The organism is Algibacter aquimarinus, from assembly GCF_039543265.1.
GTDB classification, from domain to species: domain Bacteria; phylum Bacteroidota; class Bacteroidia; order Flavobacteriales; family Flavobacteriaceae; genus Algibacter_B; species Algibacter_B aquimarinus.
The window spans coordinates 778,322-801,621 of sequence record NZ_BAABJK010000004.1 but is presented as its reverse complement, the minus strand read 5'-3'; the positions used below and the strand labels follow the sequence as shown (position 1 = coordinate 801,621).

Annotated in this window: 19 protein-coding genes and 1 riboswitch; of the genes, 17 read left to right on the top strand and 2 right to left on the bottom strand. The window is 33.2% G+C overall.

The genetic code is table 11. The features are described from left to right. Positions 1-128: 128 nt before the first annotated feature. The 14 genes from ABD939_RS06380 to ABD939_RS06315 all read left to right on the top strand — a co-directional run bounded on the left by ABD939_RS06380 (position 129) and on the right by ABD939_RS06315 (position 14,147). Positions 129-1,184 (top strand): sugar phosphate isomerase/epimerase family protein, encoded by a 1,056-nt coding sequence (locus tag ABD939_RS06380; protein ID WP_345165900.1) that lies wholly within the window; start codon positions 129-131, stop codon positions 1,182-1,184. Between the two features lie 27 nt (positions 1,185-1,211). Then, complete coding sequence (locus ABD939_RS06375) at positions 1,212-2,192, top strand: ThuA domain-containing protein (RefSeq protein ID WP_345165897.1); 981 nt, start codon at positions 1,212-1,214, stop codon at positions 2,190-2,192. Positions 2,193-2,657: 465 nt separating this feature from the next. Further along, positions 2,658-3,290: a GNAT family N-acetyltransferase gene (locus ABD939_RS06370; RefSeq protein WP_345165894.1), complete on the top strand. Its 633-nt coding sequence runs from the start codon at positions 2,658-2,660 to the stop codon at positions 3,288-3,290. Then, positions 3,287-4,462 (top strand): argininosuccinate synthase, encoded by a 1,176-nt coding sequence (locus ABD939_RS06365; RefSeq protein ID WP_345165891.1) that lies wholly within the window; start codon positions 3,287-3,289, stop codon positions 4,460-4,462. The genes ABD939_RS06370 and ABD939_RS06365 overlap by 4 nt, the downstream gene beginning before the upstream one ends. Before the next feature lie 3 nt (positions 4,463-4,465). Beyond that, entirely contained in the window at positions 4,466-5,443 is a 978-nt protein-coding gene (gene argC / locus ABD939_RS06360) for an N-acetyl-gamma-glutamyl-phosphate reductase (protein WP_345165888.1), read from the top strand. Between the two features lie 11 nt (positions 5,444-5,454). Next, positions 5,455-6,249, top strand: a complete 795-nt coding sequence (gene proC / locus ABD939_RS06355) for a pyrroline-5-carboxylate reductase (protein ID WP_345165885.1) — start codon at positions 5,455-5,457, stop codon at positions 6,247-6,249. Positions 6,250-6,251: 2 nt separating this feature from the next. Beyond that, entirely contained in the window at positions 6,252-7,376 is a 1,125-nt protein-coding gene (locus tag ABD939_RS06350) for an aspartate aminotransferase family protein (protein WP_345165883.1), read from the top strand. Positions 7,377-7,378: 2 nt separating this feature from the next. After that, positions 7,379-8,572 (top strand): glutamate-5-semialdehyde dehydrogenase, encoded by a 1,194-nt coding sequence (locus ABD939_RS06345; RefSeq protein ID WP_345165881.1) that lies wholly within the window; start codon positions 7,379-7,381, stop codon positions 8,570-8,572. A gap of 38 nt (positions 8,573-8,610) precedes the next feature. Next, a complete protein-coding gene (gene proB / locus ABD939_RS06340) occupies positions 8,611-9,372 on the top strand; it encodes a glutamate 5-kinase (RefSeq protein WP_345165880.1) in 762 nt (253 codons plus the stop codon). 3 nt (positions 9,373-9,375) lie between these two features. Then, a complete protein-coding gene (locus tag ABD939_RS06335) occupies positions 9,376-10,317 on the top strand; it encodes an N-acetylornithine carbamoyltransferase (RefSeq protein WP_345165879.1) in 942 nt (313 codons plus the stop codon). Continuing rightward, positions 10,310-11,092 (top strand): acetylglutamate kinase, encoded by a 783-nt coding sequence (gene argB / locus ABD939_RS06330; RefSeq protein WP_345165877.1) that lies wholly within the window; start codon positions 10,310-10,312, stop codon positions 11,090-11,092. The genes ABD939_RS06335 and argB overlap by 8 nt, the downstream gene beginning before the upstream one ends. Beyond that, on the top strand, positions 11,089-12,153 hold the full coding sequence (locus ABD939_RS06325) for a M20 family metallo-hydrolase (RefSeq protein ID WP_345165876.1): 1,065 nt from the start codon (positions 11,089-11,091) through the stop codon (positions 12,151-12,153). Before argB ends, ABD939_RS06325 begins: the two co-directional genes overlap by 4 nt. 94 nt (positions 12,154-12,247) lie before the next feature. Then, positions 12,248-13,522 carry an argininosuccinate lyase gene (gene argH, locus ABD939_RS06320; RefSeq protein ID WP_345165874.1) on the top strand — a complete coding sequence of 425 codons (1,275 nt, stop codon included), beginning with the start codon at positions 12,248-12,250 and terminating at the stop codon, positions 13,520-13,522. Between the two features lie 88 nt (positions 13,523-13,610). Then, a complete protein-coding gene (locus tag ABD939_RS06315; RefSeq protein WP_345165873.1) occupies positions 13,611-14,147 on the top strand; it encodes a hypothetical protein in 537 nt (178 codons plus the stop codon). A gap of 17 nt (positions 14,148-14,164) precedes the next feature. Here the strand turns inward: ABD939_RS06315 and leuB are convergent, their stop codons facing one another. Both leuB and ABD939_RS06305 read right to left on the bottom strand, forming a co-directional pair. Then, a complete protein-coding gene (gene leuB, locus ABD939_RS06310) occupies positions 14,165-15,283 on the bottom strand; it encodes a 3-isopropylmalate dehydrogenase (RefSeq protein WP_345165871.1) in 1,119 nt (372 codons plus the stop codon). A 46-nt stretch (positions 15,284-15,329) separates the two neighbouring features. Next, complete coding sequence (locus ABD939_RS06305) at positions 15,330-16,505, bottom strand: 2-isopropylmalate synthase (protein WP_345165870.1); 1,176 nt, start codon at positions 16,503-16,505, stop codon at positions 15,330-15,332. Between the two features lie 147 nt (positions 16,506-16,652). Between ABD939_RS06305 and ABD939_RS06300 the strand changes: the two genes are divergently transcribed. The 3 genes from ABD939_RS06300 (at position 16,653) to thrA (ending at position 23,296) form a co-directional block, all read left to right on the top strand. Further along, entirely contained in the window at positions 16,653-18,203 is a 1,551-nt protein-coding gene (locus ABD939_RS06300) for a hypothetical protein (protein ID WP_345165867.1), read from the top strand. 75 nt (positions 18,204-18,278) lie between these two features. After that, positions 18,279-18,403: riboswitch (SAM riboswitch) on the top strand. A 119-nt stretch (positions 18,404-18,522) separates the two neighbouring features. Beyond that, entirely contained in the window at positions 18,523-19,797 is a 1,275-nt protein-coding gene (locus ABD939_RS06295; protein ID WP_298341932.1) for an O-acetylhomoserine aminocarboxypropyltransferase/cysteine synthase family protein, read from the top strand. A 100-nt stretch (positions 19,798-19,897) separates the two neighbouring features. Then, positions 19,898-23,296, top strand: a complete 3,399-nt coding sequence (gene thrA / locus ABD939_RS06290; protein ID WP_345165864.1) for a bifunctional aspartate kinase/homoserine dehydrogenase I — start codon at positions 19,898-19,900, stop codon at positions 23,294-23,296. Positions 23,297-23,300: the final 4 nt, after the last annotated feature.

Genomic DNA, 23,300 nt, shown 5'->3' with positions numbered 1-23,300 from the left:
TTAAAACTAAAATTGGGGGATACACCCGCGTTAGGGATTGAACGGCATGTTTGAAATCCCCGAGGTAGGAGGGATTGAGTAGTGAAAGCCCGACCCTTGTGGTAACGCCATGAAAATAATATTTGATTATGAAAACAATAAAAGGACCAGCGGTATTTTTGGCACAATTTGCAGGAAGTGAAGCGCCATTTAACAGTTTGGATGGCATGTGTAAATGGGCTTCAGATTTAGGGTATAAAGGCATACAAATACCAACTTGGGAATCAGGGTTAATTGACATTGAAACCGCTGCTGGTAGCCAAACGTATTGCGATGAGTTAAAAGGGAAAGTGAATTCATTTGGTTTGGAAATTACAGAGTTGTCAACCCACTTGCAAGGGCAACTAGTAGCTGTGAATCCAGCTTACGATACTATGTTTGATGGTTTTGCACCTCTTGAAGTTAGAGGTAACCCTAAAGCGAGAAGCGAATGGGCAATAGATTTTGTAAAAAAATCTGGAACAGCAAGTGGACGATTGGGATTAAAATCTCATGCATCATTTTCAGGTGCTTTACTTTGGCATACGGTGTATCCTTGGCCCCAACGTCCAAATGGTTTGGTAGACATGGGTTTTGAAGAATTGGCAAAACGATGGTTGCCTATTTTAAATCATTTTGATGAGCATGGAGTAGATGTTTGTTACGAATTACATCCTGGAGAAGATTTACATGATGGTGTTTCATTCGAACGATTTTTAGAAGCTACAAACAATCATAAACGCGCGAATATACTTTACGACCCTAGCCATTTTGTGCTACAACAATTGGATTATTTGGCGTTTATAGATTTTTATCATGAACGTATTAAGGCATTTCATGTGAAAGATGCAGAGTTTAATCCTACTGGTAAACAAGGGGTTTATGGTGGGTACTCTAATTGGGCAGACCGTGCAGGACGATTTAGGTCTTTGGGTGACGGTCAAGTAGATTTTAGCGGTATATTTTCAAAACTTACTAAGTATGGACTTGATTTATGGGCGGTCATGGAATGGGAATGTTGTATTAAATCTTCAGACCAAGGTGCAAGAGAGGGCGCACCATTTATTCAAAAGTATATTATTGAAGCAGCAGAACGAAGTTTTGATGATTTTGCTGGTGGAGAAACCGATAAAGAACAGTTAAAGAACATATTAGGTTTAAGTTAAAATGCATAAATAATTAACGAATACAACATGAATAAACGCATAATTTTTTTGCTCATAAGCTTTTGTTTTCTAACAAGTGTTACTTGTAAAAATGAGGGTAAAAAAAAGATTAAAGTACTTATTGTTGACGGACAGAATAATCATGTAGTTTGGCCTAAGTCAACAATAATGATGAAGCAATATTTAGAAGAAACAGGTTTTTTTAAAGTAGATATAGCTAGAACTAAATATTTAAATAAAAGCGAGAAATTTAAAGATTGGTTACCTTTAGCTAAAAATATTCCCGATGGTATTGAAGGGAAGTCTAAAACCGATCCTGGTTTTAATCCAAATTTCTCAAAATACGATGTTGTAATTTCTAATTTTGGCTGGCAAGCTGCACCTTGGCCAGAAAACACAAAAAATGAATTTGAAAATTATATAAAAAACGGAGGAGGCTTTGTAAGTATCCATGCCGCTGATAATAGTTTTCCGGAATGGAAGGCATATAATGAAATGATAGCCATTGGCGGTTGGGGCGGAAGAACAGAAAAGGATGGACCATACCTGTATGTGGATAAAAATAATAAACCAAAAAAAGATTATTCTCCAGGAAAAGCTGGTGCTCATGGTAAAAGGGAAGCGTTTCTTATAACTACTTTCAATACAGAACATCCAATAACCAAAGGGATGCCAAGAACTTGGATGCACGCTACTGATGAGTGTTATGCGTTTTTAAGAGGGCCTGCTGAGAATGTCACTATTTTGGCTACTGCTGTCTCTACTAAAAAAGACCCAAAACTTGAGCAAAAAGAGCCTATGGCAATGGTTATAAATTATGAAAAAGGACGAATATTCCACACTACATTAGGTCATGATTCTGAATCGTTTGAGAGCGTTGGATTGATAACACTTTTAGTTAGAGGTACAGAATGGGCAGCAACAGGCAAAGTAACTCAAAATAAAATACCAACAGATTTTCCATCCGAGGATAAAGTATCAACTAGAGACTTTGTGCTCAAAAAGTAGCTGAATATAAAGTAGAATAGCTAAAAACGTTATTTGTAACTTTTAAAAAAATCCGTAAATAAGTGTTTTTTTTAAACTAAAACCCCAGAAAAAACAAGATATCTATAATTTTTTGTAAAAAAGATACTATTGTTAAGATGGTTATAAAATAAAATTATAGATTTACAGTATGAAAAATCCTAAAAATAAAATACGTTGTTCAGTTCCCGGTTCTCCCGTGCGCTTTCGCCGCCGCTTTTAATCTTATTTAATAGCAAAACCAAAACGTAATTTTAATTTTTTCATAGTGTCCAATTTAATTTTCATAGCATTTCAAAATCAAGTTAATTTAAAAATTAACAAAACTTCTATTATGCGTCGTCGCTATCCTCGTCGCCCGTAAGGGTATGTATTAATTTATTGAATTAGGTGAGTCCAATTCAGCGTTCAGAAAATAAAATAGTAGACATTAATAAAAGTAAGGAAATGAAGGTTTTAATAGCCGATAAATCACATATTAAATACGCAGATATAATTTGCGAGACCATCGAGGTTTCTGCTCAGGTTAGAGGAACAGGAATTGCTAAACGTACTCCAGAATACGTTGCTTCTAAGATGGAGAACGGTAATGCTGTTATTGCATTAGATGGTGATACTTTTGCTGGATTCTGTTATATAGAAAAATGGGGTCATGGTAAATTTGTTGCTAATTCAGGTTTAATTGTACATCCAGATTACAGAGGTAAAGGTTTAGCTAAAAAAATAAAACATAAAGTGTTCGAGCATTCTAGAAATAAATTTCCAGATGCTAAAGTGTTTAGTATTACTACAGGATTACCTGTAATGAAATTAAATAGTGATTTAGGCTATAAACCAGTTACTTTTTCTGAATTAACTGACGACCAAACGTTTTGGGATGGTTGTCAAACCTGTCAGAATTATGATGTTTTAACTCGAACAAACAGAAAAATGTGCTTATGCACAGGTATGTTATACGACCCAAAAAAAGTTGGAAAGGATGAAGAAGTTGAGACTAAAGAGGTTAAAGAGAAAGTGTTTAAAAGATTAAAAAGAATAAAACAAGCATTGTTTTTAAGAAAAAATAAAAGTAAAAAATGAAAAAATTAGTGATAGCGTATAGTGGCGGATTAGATACCTCGTATTGTGCAGTAAGTTTATCAAAAGAATATGATGTTCATGCAGTAAGTGTAAATACAGGTGGTTTTACTGAAGATGAAATTAAACACATTGAAAGTAATGCTTATAAAATGGGTGTTTCAACGTACAAGAATATTGATGCTGTAGCTACTTTTTATCAAAAAGTAGTGAAGTATTTAATTTTTGGTAATGTTTTAAAGAATAGTACATATCCGCTTTCGGTTAGTGCCGAACGTATTATTCAAGCCATAGAAATTATAGAGTATGCAAAAAGTATTGATGCAGAATATATTGCGCATGGTAGCACTGGAGCTGGAAATGATCAAGTGCGTTTCGATATGATTTTTCAAACATTAGCTCCAAATATTAAAATCATCACACCAATCAGAGACCAAAAATTAACACGACAAGAAGAGATAGATTATTTAAAGTCTGAAGGTATTGATATGCCTTGGGAAAAATCTAAATACTCGGTTAATAAAGGGCTTTGGGGAACTAGTGTTGGTGGTGTTGAAACCTTAGAGTCTGAAAAGCCATTACCCGGTGAAGCGTATCCTTCTCAATTAGAAAAAGAAGGAGAAGAAAAAGTAACTATATCGTTTAGCAATGGCGAATTTGTTGCGTTAAATGGTGAAGAAAATGCACCTGAAGTAAATATTGAAAAGTTAAACGATATAGCTTCGGCTTACGCTATTGGTAGAGATATTCATGTGGGAGATACCATTGTAGGTACAAAAGGAAGAGTTGGTTTTGAAGCTGCTGCTGCTTTAATAACAGTAAAAGCACATCATTTATTAGAAAAACACACACTTACTAAATGGCAATTACAACACAAAGAATATTTATCTAGTTTTTACGGCATGCATTTACACGAGGGCCAATATTTAGATCCTGTAATGAGAAATATTGAAGCGTTTTTACAAAGCTCGCAAAACATGGTTTCTGGAGATGTAGTTGTGTCTTTAAAACCATATCATTTTTCTTTAGATGGTATTGTCTCAGATCATGATTTAATGTCTAGTAAGTTTAGCACTTATGGAGAGGAAAATAAAGCTTGGACCGCTGATGATGCCAAAGGTTTTATCAAAATTTTAGGGAATCAAAATAAAATATATCAACAAGTAAATTCTTAAAGCATGATACAAGTTGGAATAGTTGGTGGAGCAGGTTATACCGCAGGAGAGTTAATTAGATTGTTGATTAATCATCCTGAAACTGAAATTAATTTTGTGTTTAGCACTAGTAACGCTGGTAACAAAATTAGCAAAGTACACCAAGATTTAGTTGGTAGTTTAGATTTAGAATTTACAAGTACTGTAAATCCAAATGTCGATGTTTTGTTTTTATGTTTAGGGCATGGTAATTCCGTTAAGTTTTTGTCTGCAAATACGTTTTCAGATTCTACAAAAATTATTGATTTAGGAAACGATTTTAGATTAGAAGCAGATAAAGTATTTGAAGGTAAAACTTTTGTTTACGGGTTGCCAGAATTAAATAAAAAGGAAATTTTAAAGGCTAATTATATTGCGAACCCAGGTTGTTTTGCAACCGCAATTCAATTAGGTTTATTGCCATTAGCAGATACTGGTTTAATTAACAAAGATGTTCATATTAATGCTGTAACGGGAGCTACAGGAGCAGGAACTTCGTTATCTGCAACAACACATTATACGTGGCGCGATAATAATTTTTCATATTACAAACCGTTTACGCATCAACATTTAGGAGAAATAAATCAATCAGTTAATCAATTGCAAAACAGTTTTTCTTCAGATATTCTTTTTATGCCAAATAGAGGGAATTTTTCTAGAGGTATTTTTGCAACTATATACACAGATTTTGAAGGTTCAATAGAAGAGGTTAAAGCCATTTATAAGTCGTTTTATAAAGACGCGGAATTTACTTTTATTTCTGATGAAAACTTGCATTTAAAACAAGTAGTTAATACTAACAAATGCTTAATTCATTTACATAAACATAACGGTAAATTATTGGTAACAAGTATTATTGATAATTTATTGAAAGGTGCCTCGGGGCAAGCCATTCAAAATATGAATTTAATGTTTGGTTTAGAAGAAAAAACAGGATTGCAGTTAAAAGCAACATATTTTTAAAAGAACGTATTATGAAAATAGCTATTATAGGAACAGGAAATTTAGGAAGTTCGATTGCAAAAGGACTTATTAAAAATAAGTCGTTTACATCATTATACTTAAGTGATAAAAATACGGCAGCAGTTAGTGCTTTTAGTGATGAAGATTATGTTACAATTACAAGTGACAACGAATTAGCGGTAAAGGAATCAGAAGTATTAATTTTTGCGCTGCAACCTCGCCACATAGATAAAGTTTTAGAAAGTGTGTCTGAAAGTATAACTAATGATCATGTAGTTATGTCTGTAGCTGCAGGTTTCGAGATTTCTAGAATTGAAAGTATAATTGGTGATGACAAAAATATAATTCGGGTAATGCCCAATACAGCAATTTCAATTGGGAAATCTATGACCTGCCTTTCTGCAAATGTTAAGGGACAGGAAAAAATGGATTTAGCAAAAAAAATCTTTAACCAATTGGGAGCTACTATGGTAATACCAGAAGAACAAATTCAAGCTGCTACAGTAATATGTGCTAGCGGAATTGCTTTTTGGATGCGTTTAGTTCGTGCCACAACACAGGGCGCCATTCAGTTGGGGTTTGAAGCTCATGAAGCCCATCAATTGGCGGTTCAAACATGTTTTGGTTCTGCTAGCCTGTTAACTGAATCTGGAAGACATCCTGAGCAAGAAATAGACCGTGTTACAACACCAAGTGGTTGTACCATTGAAGGATTAAATGCTATGGAACATCAAGGGTTAAGTTCTGCTTTAATACAAGGTATAGTAGCATCATTTGAAAAAATAAATCAACTAAAAAAGAGTTAAAAATGCCTTTATTTGACGTTTATCCATTATATAATGTAACACCAGTTTCTGCAAAAGGAGTTCATGTTTATGATGATAATGGAACAGAATATTTAGATTTATATGGAGGGCATGCTGTAATTTCTATTGGGCATGCACATCCAAATTATGTAGAGGCTTTGAAAAGTCAGGTTTCAAAACTTGGTTTTTATTCTAACGCTATACAAAACCCATTACAAAAACAATTAGCAGATAAAATTGAATCGCTTTCTGGTTGTAAAGATTACGAATTATTTTTATGCAATTCTGGCGCTGAGGCTAATGAAAATGCATTAAAACTTGCATCGTTTAAAACAGGAAAGTCTCGTGTAGTTGCATTTAGCAATGGATTTCATGGTCGTACATCGGCAGCTGTAGCGGCAACTGATAATAAGAATATTATTGCGCCAATTAATGCGCAACAAGCAGTTACTATTTTACCTTTAAATGATATTGAAGGCGTAAAGACCGAACTGGAAAAAGGAGATGTTTGTGCTGTTATAGTGGAGTTTATTCAAGGTGTTGGAGGCTTAGATCAAGGTTCTTCTGAATTTTTTGAAGCTATTGATAAGTTGTGTAAAGCTAACAATACAATGTTTATTGCAGATGAGGTGCAATCTGGTTATGGGCGTTCAGGTAAATTCTTTGCGTTTCAACATTACAATGTCACTCCAGATATTATTCCTATAGCAAAAGGAATGGGAAATGGTTTCCCAATAGGGGGGATTTTAATTCATCCAAATATTGAGTCGAAATATGGTATGTTAGGAACTACATTTGGAGGAAATCATTTAGCATGTGCAGCGGGGTTAGCAGTTTTAAATACGATAGAGGAAGAAAATTTGGTTGAAAATGTAAATTCTTTATCAGAGTATTTTATTGCTATAGCCAAAACAATTTCGCAGATAAAAAAAATAAAAGGAAGAGGGTTAATGCTAGGTTTGGAGTTTGATTTTGAAGTAGGTGAATTACGAAAAGAATTAATATACAACCACAAGATATTTACTGGTGGTGCATCAAACAAAAAACTGCTTAGAATTTTGCCACCACTCAATGTTAAAAAAGAACACATCGATCAGTTTTTTGAGGCCTTAAAGAAAGTATTATAAATATGAATACCTTACTATCTATAGAAAAAAGAAATGCTGTTTTACTTAAAATGGCAGAACTATTGGAGGAAGAAAGAGAATCCATTATTACCATTAATAAAGGTGATCTTGATGCTTATAAAGGCGACGACATTTCAATGTACGACCGTTTAAAAGTTGATAATAACAAAGTTGATGAAATGATTAAAGCAGCAAAGCATTTGGCTTCTCAAGATGACCCTGTAGGAGTAGAACGTTTCAGTTTTAAACATGAAAATGGTATGCAGGTTTATAATAAGACAGCGTCGTTTGGAACGGTGTTAATTATTTATGAATCGCGTCCAGATGTAACCGTTGAAGCTGCAGGAATTGCTTTTAAATCTGGAAACAAAATATTGCTAAAAGGAGGTAAAGAGTCTTTAAATTCTAATTTAAAGATTGTTGAATTATGGCATCAGGCTTTAAAAGAATTTGGAGCATCTACTAATTGGGTTGAATATTTACAATTCAATAGAACGGAAACACAAAACTTTTTAGAAGCTCCAACTCAAAAAGTAGATTTAATCGTGCCGCGCGGAGGAGAAAGATTAATTGCTTTTGTAAAACAACATGCTACTTGCCCTGTAATTATAAGTGGTCGCGGAAATAACTTTGTATATGTTCATAAAGATGCTGATTTAGATATTGCTACTGATGTGATTATGAACGGAAAATCGAAAATATCAGCTTGTAATGCGGTAGATAAAGTTCTAATAGATAAAAATCTTCCAAATAAAAACAAGTTTGTAAACACTTTGATTTCAAAATTAAAAGAATCTAAAATTGAAGTTTTAGGTGATGCAGTTATTTCAAAAGAAAACGGATTAGAAGCCATTGCTTCAGATAATATATGGTACGAAGAGTTTTTAGATTACAAGATTTTAATAGGAGAAATAGGGTCGAATCAAGATACTATTGCCATGATTAATAAGTATTCTGGAGGACATTCTTCTTCAATTATAACTGCCAATGAAGGTGAAGCTAAATTATTTATGGAAAATGTTGATACAGCTGCTGTATATCATAACGCTTCTACTAGATTTACAGATGGTGGGCAATTAGGCTTAGGTGGCGAATTGGCTATTAGTACAGATAAATTACACCAAAGAGGCCCAATAGGTTTGCAGCATTTGGTAACAAATAAATGGTACGTTCATGGAAACGGACAAATAAGATAGGCCCATAATGGGCATTTAAGAAATGAGCAAGTGCTTGTATGAAGAAAAAACGCATATTATTAAAAATTGGTTCTAATACTCTAACGAAGGAAACCGATAATATTTCAAGAGGAAAAATTGAGGATATTGCAAATCAAATTTCTCAGTTACAAGATACTTGCGAGTTTATTATTGTAAGTTCTGGAGCCATTGCCGTTGCAAAGCAGTTTGTAAAACTGGAAAGTAAACGAAAAGAAATTTTTGTAAAACAAGCTTTAGCATCCATTGGTCAGCCGCATCTAATTCGTATTTATCAGGAAATTTTCAGAGAATATGGGTTATTAAGTTCGCAGTGTTTACTGTCGTACTCAGATTTTGAAAAGAAGCAAAGCAGATCCAATATTACTAATACTATTAATGTATTGGTTAACAATAATTATATTCCAATTATAAATGAAAATGATACAGTTGCTACAGACGAAATTAAGTTTGGTGATAACGATAAATTGGGTGCCTTAACAGCATCATTGTTAGATGTTGATTTATTTATAATTGCTACCAATACGAATGGTATTTATACAAAAGAGTCTATTGAAAATGGAGCACCTAAAACTATTGCAGAAGTCTTAAATTTTGATGAATTAAATGATCAAGTAGTTGATTCTAAATCATCACACGGCAGTGGAGGCATGCAATCTAAAATTGAGGCTGCTTTGGTTACAAAAAAGGCAAAAATTGAAACATGGATAGTAAATGGTTTAGAAGATAACTTTATTGTTAATGCTTTTGAAAATAAAGTTCCGTTTACAAAAATAAAGTAAAAAATGAAGAATTATACATCTATTCAAAATATTGATAATATAAATACTTGGATTGAAGAGGCGAAGGAATTAAAATCAAATCCGCTTAAATATAACGAGTTAGGAAAAAATAAAACGTTAGGATTATTGTTTTTTAATTCCAGTTTAAGAACCCGATTAAGCACACAAAAAGCTGCATTAAATTTAGGAATGAATCCTATTGTTATGAATGTATCTGGTGATGCTTGGGGTATTGAGTTTGCTGATGGTACAGCCATGAATGGAAAAACAGCTGAACATATAAAAGAAGCTGCGGCGGTTGTGTCTCAATACTGCGATATTATTGCTGTTCGTGCTTTTCCAACTTTAACAGATAAAGAGAAGGATGAAAGTGAGGAAGTATTAAGGTCTTTTACAAAATATGCAAGCGTACCAATTGTTAATATGGAAAGTGCTACCGGTCATCCTTTACAAGGTTTAACAGATGCAATTACAATATCTGAACATGCTAAAATTTCAAAACCAAAAGTAGTTTTAAGTTGGGCACCACACATAAAAGCATTGCCACATGCAGTAGGGAATAGTTTTGTACAAGCAATGCAAAAAATGGATGTAAATTTTGTGATAGCAAATCCTGAAGGGTATGATTTAAATCCGCAAATTACCGGAGATACACCAATTTATCATGATCAAGAAGAGGCTTTTAAAGATGCTGATTTTGTTTACACAAAAAATTGGAGTAGCTACTCACAATATGGTAAGATATTGAATATTAATGCCGATTGGATGATTACAAAAGAGAAGCTTGGAAATGCGAAATTTATGCATTGTTTACCGGTTAGAAGAAATGTAGTCGTTGAAGATGCTGTTCTAGATAGTGATAGTTCCCTAGTAATAAAACAAGCTAATAATAGAACTTATGCTGCGCAATTAGTATTAAAAAAGATATTAGAAAATTATGTCTAAAGAAAATTTATCAATTGTTAAAATAGGAGGTAATGTAATTGAAGATACTGAAGCTTTAAGCCAGTTTTTAGAAGGTTTTTCTAAATTAAAAGGTAAAAAAATTTTGGTACATGGAGGTGGAAAACGAGCCACACATATAGCTTCAAAATTAGGCATTACATCAAATATGGTTAACGGACGTCGTATCACCGACGCAAATACTTTAGATGTTATTACTATGGTTTACGGTGGCTTAGTTAACAAAAATATTGTTGCTAAACTTCAAGGCTTAAATACTGATGCGATTGGTTTAACAGGAGCAGATATTAATAGCATCTATTCTGAAAAACGTCCTGTAAAAGAGATTGATTATGGTTTTGTTGGCGATGTAAAGAAAGTAAATTATAAGTCGATAAATAGATTAATTGAAGCTGATTTTACGCCAGTTTTTTGTGCAATAACACATGATAAAAACGGACAATTATTTAACACCAACGCAGATACGATTGCTTCAGAGTTAGCCATAGGACTTTCTAAGTTATATCATGTAGAGTTGTATTATTGTTTTGAGAAAAACGGTGTATTAATGTCAGTTGATGATGATAATTCTGTAATCGATTATATGGATACAGGAACTTACGAATCTTTAAAACATGATGGTGTATTTCATGACGGCATGTTGCCTAAATTAGAAAACTCTTACTATGCTTTAGAGTCTGGAGTTTCAAGAGTTTTTATTGGAAATCCAACAGTAATAAGTAATAAAAATCAAAAGTTTACTACCTTGTATTTATGATAGAGCAACTTACACAGGAAGCTATTTCGCTACTAAAAACGTTAATTGAAACACAATCTTTTTCTTCAGAAGAAGATATTACAGCAGCAGAAATTGAAGATTGGTTTCAGCGTCATGAAATAGATTATACTAGAACAAAGAATAATGTGTGGGCGGTTAATAAGTATTTTGATGAAGCCAAACCAAGCTTACTTTTAAATTCACATCACGATACGGTTAAACCCAATTCAGCTTATACAAAAGATCCTTTTAAGGCGATTGTTGAAGATGGTAAATTATATGGCTTAGGAAGTAACGATGCAGGAGGTTGTTTGGTGTCTTTAATGGCAACATTTACGTATTTCTATAATCATGAAAATTTAAAATATAACTTAGTTATTGTCGCATCAGCGGAAGAAGAAAGTAGTGGGCCAAACGGTTTAAATAGTATGTTATCTATTATTCCAAAAATAGATGTAGCTATTGTAGGAGAGCCTACTTTGATGAATTTAGCAGTGGCCGAAAAAGGTTTAGTGGTTTTTGATGCGGTACTAACAGGTACACCAAGTCATGCAGCACATCCTAATAACGACAACGTTATTTACAAGGCTATTGATGTATTGCAATGGTTTAAAGATTTTAAGTTTGAAAAAGGTTCTGAAGCCTTAGGAGATGTGAAACTTACGGTAAGTCAAATTAAGGCTGGAAAGCAACATAATGCTGTACCCGCAGATTTAGAATTAGTTATTGATGTCAGAGTGAATGACGCATATAGTAATTCTGAAATTGCTGAAATTTTGGAAAAAGAATCTCCTGTTTCAAGTATTATACCAAGAAGTCTGCGCTTAAATTCATCATCAATTCCAACAGATCATGATTTGGTAAAAGCAGGTATAGCAATTGGTAGATCAACCTATGGTTCACCAACATTATCTGACCAAGCCGTTTTGTCTTGCCCTAGTTTAAAATTAGGACCTGGAGATAGTACACGTTCACATTCTGCAGATGAATTTATTTATATAAATGAAATTGAAGAAGGTATAAAAATATATGTTGAATTGTTAAATCGAGTAATCGTTTAACTATTTTATTATTCCTATTAATGCAGGAAGTTATTATTGAATTAATAAAGATTAAATAGATTTCCGCCTTGCGGATATGAAAAAATTATAAAGTATGAAACTCTGGGACAAAGGCATATCAATAGATAAAAAAATTGAACAATTTACTGTGGGAAACGACAGGGAAATTGACATTCATATTGCTAAATATGATGTTATAGCCTCTAAAGCTCATGCTAAAATGCTTCAAAAAATTGGCATTATTACCGTAGAAGAATTAGTTGAATTGTTAAGCGGTTTACAAGTTTTAGAAAAACAAATTGAAGATGGTACTTTTGTAATTGATGAACAATTTGAGGATGTACATTCTAAAATAGAATTTGAATTAACAAAATCTCTTGGCGATGTTGGAAAAAAGATCCACACTGCGCGTTCTAGAAATGACCAAGTTTTAGTTGCTCTAAACTTATATTATAAAAAGCAGTTAAGTTTTGTAAAAGAGAAAACTGAAATACTATTTGGCACTCTTTTAAACCTAGCCGATAATTATAAAGAAAAAGTTCTTCCTGGATATACACATTTACAAGTAGCCATGCCATCATCATTTGGTTTATGGTTTTCAGCTTATGCAGAACTTATGGTAGATGATGTTTATTTATTAAATGCAGCCATAAAAACGGTAGATCAAAACCCTCTGGGGTCTGCGGCAGGTTACGGAAGTTCTTTTCCAATAGATAGAGAACTAACCACAAAAGAGATGAATTTTGCAACTCTAAAGTATAATGTAGTTGCAGCACAAATGGGAAGAGGTAAAAATGAACGCACAATTGCTGCTGCTTTGGGAGGTTTAAGTAATACTTTGGCTCGATTTGCAATGGATGTTTGTTTATATATGAGTCAGAATTTTGGGTTTATTTCGTTTCCAGATGAGTTGACAACTGGAAGTAGTATTATGCCACACAAGAAAAATCCTGATGTTTTTGAATTAATACGAGGGAAATGTAACAAAATTCAATCATTACAATCAGAAATGATTTTAATAACTAACAATCTGCCGAGTGGCTATCACAGAGATTTTCAATTACTAAAAGAAAACATGATTGCTGCTTTTGAAGAGTTGAAAGATATTCTTGATATTTTTAACTATTCCATTCAGCAAATTATTATTAAAGATATTGATATTAATGATGATAAATACAAATACTTATTTACCGTAGATAATATTAATACTTTGGTTGTGGAAGGGCAAAGTTTTAGAGAGGCTTACCAAAAAATTGGCGGACAAGTACAAGATGGTACCTATGTGCCAGATACTTCTAAAAAGCATACCCACGTGGGCAGTATTCATAATTTGTGTTTGGATAAAATTAGAAGCAAATTTCCTAAGTAAAAAAGGTTTGAAAGAAATATTATCACAACTTCTACGTTAGCAGTTAAACTAACAATTTAAAAGTGTTATTTCTGAAAATTTCAATTACATGAAAATAAAAAAAGTACTGCTTACTTCAGTTGTATTAATTATATCTTTTTTTGTAGTTTACTTTTATATACCTAAAAAAGAAATATCAGGAGATTTTACATCAAATGATATAAGGAAAGTAAAAGTTGGAATGACTTTAGAAGAAGTTCAAAATATTTTAGGGCAGCCTTTTGAAGTTACTTCAGGTATAGGAATTCATAAAATGACTTGTGAAAAACCAAAAAAAAGTTTGAAGCAAGATTTATCTTCAAATTCTAATATCAGGGACATCGTTAATGAAAAGTTTTCTGAAACAGATTTTTGTTGTGAGGCATATAAAAACAATTTAAAAAATAAGAAGAGTTCAACTTTAGTCTACACTAAACGTGTTTCTCCATGGATGTATCCTATGTTATGGGTGCATTTGGATGATTCATTCAAAGTAAGTAGTGTTTACGCTAAAGAATATAAAGGGTTTGATGATTATGGTATTTACTTGTTGAATAAAAAGGTTAAATCAGAGAACAAAGATGCTTTTGAAAAGTATTTTAATTAACGTTATATTATATACAATTAAATAATTGTTGATTGCCCTAAATGAATGTTGGTAAAGTTTAAGTTGGTTTCATCTGGATTTTGAATAAAATCTTCAATAAAATCCCCAACTTTAGTGGTGCTTATATTATCGTATTTAGTATTTAAATCGGGTGTGGTAATATGTAATTTCAATGATTTATCTACACCTTCTCTAACCAATGCAGCTTCTTCATAAAGTCCAAAATGATCTAATAACATTGCTGCAGAAAGAATAGAAGCAATTGGGTTTGCAATACCTTTATTGGCTGCTTTTGTATACGCACCATGTATGGGCTCAAACATAGCATATTTGTTGCCTATAGAAGCTGATGCGAGTAAGCCAATCGAACCAACAATTACACTAGCTTCTTCAGATAATATATCGCCAAACATGTTTTCAGTTAAAATAACATCAAACTGTCTTGGATTTATTATAAGTTCCATAGCAGCATTATCAATATACATGTAGTTAACCTTTACATTTGGGTATTGATTTGCAATTTCCTTTACAATACGTCGCCAAAGACGCGAACTTTCTAATACATTGGCTTTGTCAACAAGAGTTAATTTTCTTTTTCTAGAAAGAGCTGCTTTAAAGGCTTGGTGTGCTATACGCTCAATTTCGAAACGTTCGTATTTACATACATCTGAAGCGGTGTTTCCATCTTCACTAATATATCTTGCTCCAAAATAAATACCACTTGTTAATTCGCGGTAAATTAAAATATTGGTATCCTTTATTTGCTTTACTTTCAATGATGACTTATTTAGTAAATCTTCATAAGCAATAATAGGTCTAATGTTTGTAAATAACCCTAATTCTTTACGGATGCCTAAAAGACCTTGTTCTGGTCGAATTTTAGCATCAGGATCTTCATCAAATTTTGTATCGCCAATAGCTCCAAACAGAACAGCGTCAGCTTTTTTACAAAGGTTTATGGTTTCTTGTGGAAGCGGATTTCCTGTTTTAATAATAGCGCTAGCTCCAACTAATCCGTAATCAAAAGTGAAAATATGGTCAAACTCCATAGCAATAACTTTCAAAGCCTTTACAGCTTGAGCTATAACTTCTGGACCTATTCCATCGCCAGGTAAAACGGCAATATTTAATTTCATCAATTAACTTTTTTATCATTTCCGTAAAAACGGAAATCTATTTTAATTAAGCTGAAGTAATTTCGTTGTATACCTTACTGTTTTCTATAATTTGGTGGATGTCATTATCATTAACTTCTTTTTTCTGATCAGCAAAATCTAAGAAATTTGTATAGATTTCATCTAATTGAAGTTTTGTTAATTCGTATCCAATATTTTTTGCTCTGTAAGCTAAAGCTGCTCGTCCGCTTCTTGCAGTTAAAACGATAGCAGATTCTGTTACACCAACATCTTTAGGATCAATAATTTCGTAAGTTTCACGGTTTTTAATGACACCATCTTGATGAATTCCTGAACTATGTGCAAAAGCATTTGCTCCTACAATAGCTTTGTTTGGTTGTGTGTAAATCCCCATGCTATCTGAAACTAATTGGCTAACGCCATATAGCATTTCAGTTTGAATTCTTGTATCAAGATTTAAGTAAGGATGTTGCTTTAAAATCATCACAACTTCTTCAAGAGCTGTATTTCCTGCACGCTCTCCAATACCATTTATTGTACATTCAATTTGCCTTGCGCCATTAATAACTCCTTCAATTGAATTAGCTGTCGCTAAACCTAAATCGTTATGGCAATGGCAAGATAAAATAGCTTTATCTATACCTTTTACGTTTTCTTTTAGATATTTTATTTTCGCACCATATTCATGAGGTAAACAATAACCTGTTGTATCAGGAATATTTAAAACCGTGGCTCCAGCTTTAATTACAGCCTCACAAACACGAGCTAAATATTCGTTATCTGTTCTACCTGCGTCTTCTGCATAAAACTCTACATCTTCAACAAAAGATTTTGCATAACTTACGGCTTTAACAGCACGCTCAATAATGTCTTCTTGGGTAGAATTAAATTTAAATTTTATATGAGATTCTGAAGTTCCAATTCCTGTATGAATTCTTGGTGTTTTTGCATATTTCAATGCTTCACCAGCTACTTTAATATCATTTTCAACAGATCGTGTTAAACCACAAACTGTTGCGTGTTTTACAATTTTAGAAATGGCTTCGACTGATTTAAAATCACCAGGACTAGATACAGGAAAGCCTGCCTCAATAATATCTACGCCTAAATTATCAAGCTGTTCAGCAATAATTAATTTTTGATCTGTATTTAACTTACAGCCAGGGACTTGCTCACCATCTCTTAGAGTAGTATCGAAAATTTGAACTTTATTATCAGACATTTATTAAAATATATTTTCTTATTGTATTACGAATGTATATTTTGGTTTGATAAAAAGAGAATTCATCGTGTGTTTTTTACGATGTTTAAATTAGTAATATGTAATTTAAAAAACTGTAAATCAGTATTTTAAGGGTATTTTTGTACTATGACAAGAGGGCAAAAAGATAATTTGTTTGTGTTAATAAAGTCGTTGTCTAAATCTGAGAAAAGACAATTTAAACTTTATGTTGGAAGATTAGGGGTTAATGAAGACTCTAAATTTTTAATGCTTTTTAATATTCTAGATAAACTTTCTGTTTATGATGAAGCAACAATTCTAAAAAAAGGGATTGTAAAAAAGCAGCAGTTATCAAACTTAAAAGCGCACTTATACAAACAAATTTTAATAAGCCTCCGCTTAAATCCATCGCATCAAAATATCCGTATTCAGATAAGAGAGCAGTTAGATTTTGCAACTATTCTATATCACAAAGGGCTTTATAAGCAGAGCTTAAAAATATTAGATAAGGCTAAAGGTTTGGCGATTGCTAATGAGGAGAAAAATATAGCATACGAAATCGTTGAACTTGAAAAGGTGATTGAATCTCAATACATAACACGTAGTTTAAACAATAGAGCTGACGAGTTAACTATACAGGCTAAAGAGTTAAGTCAACATAACGTACTAACTAGTAAGCTTTCAAATTTATCGCTACAATTGTATGGGTTGTTTTTAAAAACTGGTTATGTTAAAAACGATGATGAACACCAAATTATAACTAAATATTTTAATGATAGACTACCAAAATACGATATTAATAACCTAGGTTTTAGAGAGAAATTGTGGTTGTATAAATCATATTTGTGGTATAGTTTTTTAACTGTAGATTTTTTATCTTCTTATAAATATGCTTCGAAATGGGTGGATTTATTTTATAAAAATAAAGACATGATTGTTTTAAATCCTGTGTTTTTTTTAAAAGGGAATCATTATTTACTAGAAGCTCTTTTCTATTTAAGACAGTACAATAAATTTAAAGAAACTTTATTTCAATTAGAGGGAATTACCAAAGAGAAGTGGTTTCAAATGGATGATAATGTTGACGGTTTAGCTTTTCTTTACATTTACAACAACAAATTTAACCTTCATTTTATGGAAGGTAGTTTTGAAGAAGGAATTCCATTAATTGAGGAGGTTTTAGAGCGTTTAAAAAACTATAAAGACCGCATTGATGAACATCATATTATGGTGTTTTATTATAAAATTGCTAGTATGTATTTTGGTGCTGGAGAGAACAAAAAGTGTATTCAGTATTTAGATAAAATAATAAGTAATAAGTCGCTACAAATGCGTGAAGATTTACTTTGTTTTGCTCGTATTCTAAATTTAGTAGCACACTATGAAGCAGGGTTAGATTATAACTTAGATATTTTAATTAGAAGTACTTATAAGTTTTTAATTAAAATGGAAGATTTGCATGAAGTGCAGAAAGAATTTATTAAATTTTTAAGAAGATTAGGAGATATTTATCCAAATGAAGTTAGACATGAATTTATTAAACTTCACAAAAAATTAAAGGAGTTTGAAGAAGACCCATTTGAGAGTAGAGCTTTTTTGTATTTAGACATAATTTCATGGTTAGAATCCAAAATTCAAAATCGTCCTATAGGTTTGGTTATCAGGAATAAATTTCACGAAATGAGACATGAGAAGTAAAATTTCTCTAAAATAATTTGCAGATTAACTTTTCTATACGATATTTGCAATCACAAAGTTCAAACACTTATTGAAATGTTATCAAGAAAGGTGGAGGGATTAGACCCCGTGAAGCCTTAGCAACCCTTTAAACTTATTAAAGAAGGTGCTAAATTCTACTTAAACACCGATTCATTTATCGGCGTTTGGATAGATAACCCCAAAGAAATTACTTTTTGTAATTTTAATAATTCTTTATAACATTTTTCTATTAAGTACGCTATTCAAGTAGCATATTTTGACTTTTGGTTTAATTTATTAATTCAAAAACATTAGAAAAATGAGCGATCAAAAATTAGCAACAAACGCATTACATGCAGGTCATGATGTAACAGCAAACGGAGGAGCAAGAGCAGTTCCTATTTACCAAACTACATCGTATGTATTTAACAATTCAGACCACGCAGCAAACCTCTTTTCTTTACAAGAATTAGGATTTATTTACACACGTTTAAACAACCCAACCAATCAAATTTTACAAGAGCGTTTAGCAGCTGTAGAAGGTGGTATCGGTGCCGTAGTTTTTGCTTCAGGAACAGCAGCTATTGCCACAGGGTTATTAACATTATTAAAGGCAGGTGACCATGTTGTGGCGTCAAGTAGTTTATACGGTGGTACGTATAATTTATTAAGTGTTACGCTCCCAAGATTGGGTATTACAACAACATTTGTGGATGCTTCAAACCCTGATAATTTCAAAGATGCTGTGCAAGATAATACTAGAGCATTTTTTGTGGAGTCTTTAGGGAATCCAAAACTTGATGTTTTAGATTTAGAAGCTATTGCTGCACATTCTAAAGCGGCAGAAGTACCTTTTATTGTTGATAATACGGTGGCAACACCAGCATTATTAAATCCAATTAAACACGGGGCAAACATTGTTATACACTCATTAACTAAATATATTGGCGGACAAGGCACATCTTTAGGCGGTGCCATTATTGACGCTGGTACTTTCAATTGGGCAAACGGGAAATTCCCAGAATTTACTGAGCCATCTGCGGGTTACCACGGTTTAAAATACCATGAAGTTTTAGGTGCAGCATCTTACACATTCAAATTAATTTTAGAAGGTTTAAGAGATTTTGGTGGCGCTATGAGTCCAACAAATGCATTCAACATCATTCAAGGTTTAGAAACATTACCAGTTAGAATTAAGCAACACAGTGAAAACGCTTTAGAATTGGCAAAATGGTTAGAAGCACAAGACGAAGTGGCTTGGGTAAATTATCCTGGGTTAGAGAGCAGTAAATACAATGCTTTGGCTAAGAAATATTTACCAAACGGACAAAGTGGTATTGTAACCTTTGGACATAAAGGTGGATTTGATGCTGCAAAAACCATTGCAGACGAAACACAAATTTTCTCTTTACTAGCCAATATTGGAGATACTAAATCATTGATTATTCACCCGTCAAGTACTACACACCAACAATTGGATGAAGCAGAACAAGCTTCGGCAGGTGTGTCTACAGATTTGATAAGATTGTCTGTTGGTATTGAAGATATTGAAGATTTAAAAGCCGATTTAAAACAAGCATTTGCTAAGATATAATTGATTGAAACAAGACCTGTCAGGTTTTTAAAACCTGACAGGTTTAAAAATAACACGAGTTAGTATTCCTCTCTTTCGGGGAGGTTAGGTGAGGCTGTTTATGAAACACGAATTACAACATATTACCATTGCCAATTACATTACTGAAAGTGGTGCGCGTAACCCTGAAATTAAATTAAGCTACCAAGTTTTTGGTAAGGCTTTGGGAAGTGCGCCCATTGTGTTGGTTAATCATGCATTGACAGGAAATAGTGAGGTGGCTGGTGCCAACGGATGGTGGAAAGATTTAATTGGTGATGATAAGGTTATTGATACCAAATTGTATTCGGTGTTGGCGTTTAATATTCCAGGGAACGGTTTTGATGGTTTTGTGATTGATAATTATAAAGATTTTGTGGCACGCGATGTGGCAAAGTTATTTTTACAAGGCTTAAAAGTGCTAGGTACTGGCAAATTATTCGCCACAATTGGCGGCTCTTTAGGCGGTGGTATTGCTTGGGAAATGGCGGTGTTACAACCTGATTTCACAGAGCATTTGGTAGTTGTGGCTACCGATTGGAAATCTACCGATTGGTTGATTGCCAACTGCCAAATACAAGAACAATTCTTATTAAACTCTAAGCATCCTGTACACGATGCGCGTATGCATGCTATGTTGTGTTACCGCACGCCAGAGTCGTTTAAAGAACGTTTTAAGCGTTCTAAAAATGATGATTTAGAAATTTTTAATGTCGAAAGTTGGTTGTTGCATCATGGAAAAAAATTGCAGGAACGGTTTCAGTTATCAGCTTATAAATTGATGAATCAGTTATTAAAGTCTATTGATGTGACTAAAGGTCGTTCTAGTAACTTTAATGTGCTTGAAAATATAGAAGCCAAAATCCATATTGTAGGTGTAGATTCTGATTTATTTTTTACTGCTGAAGAAAACCGTGAAACCCATAAACAGTTGGCCTTAACACATCCTAATGTGACGTATAACGAAATACATTCGGTGCACGGGCACGATGCATTTTTAATGGAATACGATCAACTTGAAAAAATTGTAGAAGGCATTTTTGTGCCACATTCTAAAAGAAAACCAATGAAGGTATTAAAATTTGGAGGTAAATCTTTAGCCAACGGAAAAGGCTTAGAAACAGTACTTTCAATTATAAAAAATAAAGTGGAAGCTGGTGATAGAATTTCTGTTGTGGTTTCTGCAAGAGGTTCAGCAACAGATGATTTAGATGCTATTTTGAATAAAGCGCTAAAAGGAGCGTCGTATCAAGAGGATTTAGAAGCGTTTAAAGCATATCAAATTGAGCCTTTAAAAACCATAGATTTTTCTGAAGAATTTTCAGTTTTAGATAAGTTGTTTGAAGGAGTTAGCCTGTTACGAGATTACAGTAAAAAAACCAAGGATAATATATTGGCGCAAGGCGAATTGTTATCTATAAAACTGATTGCAAATTTATTGAATGCGCATGGAGTAAAAGCTCAAGCAACTGACGCGCGAGAACTTATAAAAACGGATGAATCTTTTGGCAATGCACAACCATTATCAAAAATTTCAAAAGAAAATACACAGGCCTATTTTAATGCCAATAAAGGTGTGGTTAATGTAGTGGCTGGTTTTATTGCGTCAAATTTAAAGAATGAAACCACCACTTTAGGACGTAACGGTAGTAATTATACTGCTGCTTTAATCGCAAATTTTTTAGATGCAGAAGAATTACAAAATTATACACATGTTAGTGGAATTTATACCGCAGACCCTGGGTTGGTTCCTGATGCAAAACAAATTAGAGAATTATCTTTTAGTGAAGCTAATGAACTAGCCAATTTTGGAACGTCTGTGTTACATGCTAAAACCATTATTCCTTTAGTTGAAAAAAACATCAACTTACGTATTTTAAATACCTTTAATGCTGATGACGAGGGGACGCTAATTACTGCAAGACCAAGCACTAAAGAAGTGACGTCGTTATCTATTTTAGATAATGTGGCCTTGTTGAATTTAGAAGGGCGTGGCTTATTAGGAAAAATTGGTGTAGATGCCCGAATTTTTGGAGCGTTAAGCAAATACGGTATTAGCGTGAGCATTGTGTCTCAGGGTTCTTCAGAAAGAGGCATCGGATTGATTATTGATGCAGACCAAGCTACCCAAGCAGTTATTGCTTTAGAGCGAGAGTTTGAAAGCGATTTCTATTCGCAAGATGTCAATAAAATTGATGTTATTGATGATGTTGCGGTTATTTCGATTATTGGAATTGAGTTAAGTTCGTTTCATAAACCGTTTAATGCTTTAATTAAAAACCAGATTACACCCTTATTGTTTAATAATACGGTTACGGGCAAGAATGTGAGTTTGGTGGTGAAGAAATCGCAATTACACAAAGCAGTAAACGTAGTTCATGGTGAGGTTTTCGGGATTTCTAAAAAGATAAATATTGCCATTTTTGGTCATGGTGGCGTTGGTGGCGCATTGATTAATCAGATATTAAAATCGAAAGATGATATTGAAAAACGCAAAGGCATTAATTTAAATGTTTTTGCGATTGCGAATTCTAGAAAATTGATATTGGATAAAAATGGTGCGAATGCCAATTGGGAGAATGCTATAGCTTCGAGCACTTACAAGAGTTCTATTGCCGATGTTATTACTTATGCAAAAAATCATCATTTAGAGAATTTGATAGCGGTAGATAATACGGCGAGTTCGGAGTTTTATACCAATTATATTCCGTTAGTTGAAGCGGGATTCGATTTGGTATCGTCCAACAAAATAGCGAATACCATTTCGCACGAGTTTTATACTGAATTACGAGTACAATTAGCCAAAAACAATAAACAGTATTTATACGAAACAACGGTTGGTGCGGGTTTACCGTTAATTGACACGATTAAGTTATTGCACGAATCTGGAGAAAATATCACGAGAATTCGTGGCGTGTTTTCGGGGACGTTGAGTTATTTGTTTAATAATTTTTCTGTGGAAGACAAGCCGTTTAGTGCCATTATTCAAGAAACGGTTGATAAAGGGTTTACAGAACCCGACCCGCGTGAAGATTTCTCTGGAAACGATGTGGCTAGAAAACTATTGATTTTAGCAAGAGAATTAGATTTACAAAATGAGTTTGAAGATGTGGAAGTCTTGAATTTGATTCCTGAAGCCTATAGAGATATTTCGGTAGAGGAGTTTTTGAGTCAGTTAGAGGTTTTAGATGAGCAGTATCAAATATTGAAAGATAATCAAGAAGAAGGTCATGTATTGCGTTATGTTGGTGATTTATCTGGAGATTTATCGCAAGACAAAGGGAATTTGGAAGTGAAATTAGTATCTATTCCAGAGGACAGCACGTTGGGCCATGTAAAAGGCTCTGATGCTATTTTTGAAATATTTACCGAAAGTTATGGCGAACAACCTATAGTAATTCAAGGAGCGGGCGCTGGTGCTGAGGTTACCGCACGCGGAGTTTTTGGTGATATTTTGCGGTTGAGTAAGCATATTAATTAGGTAA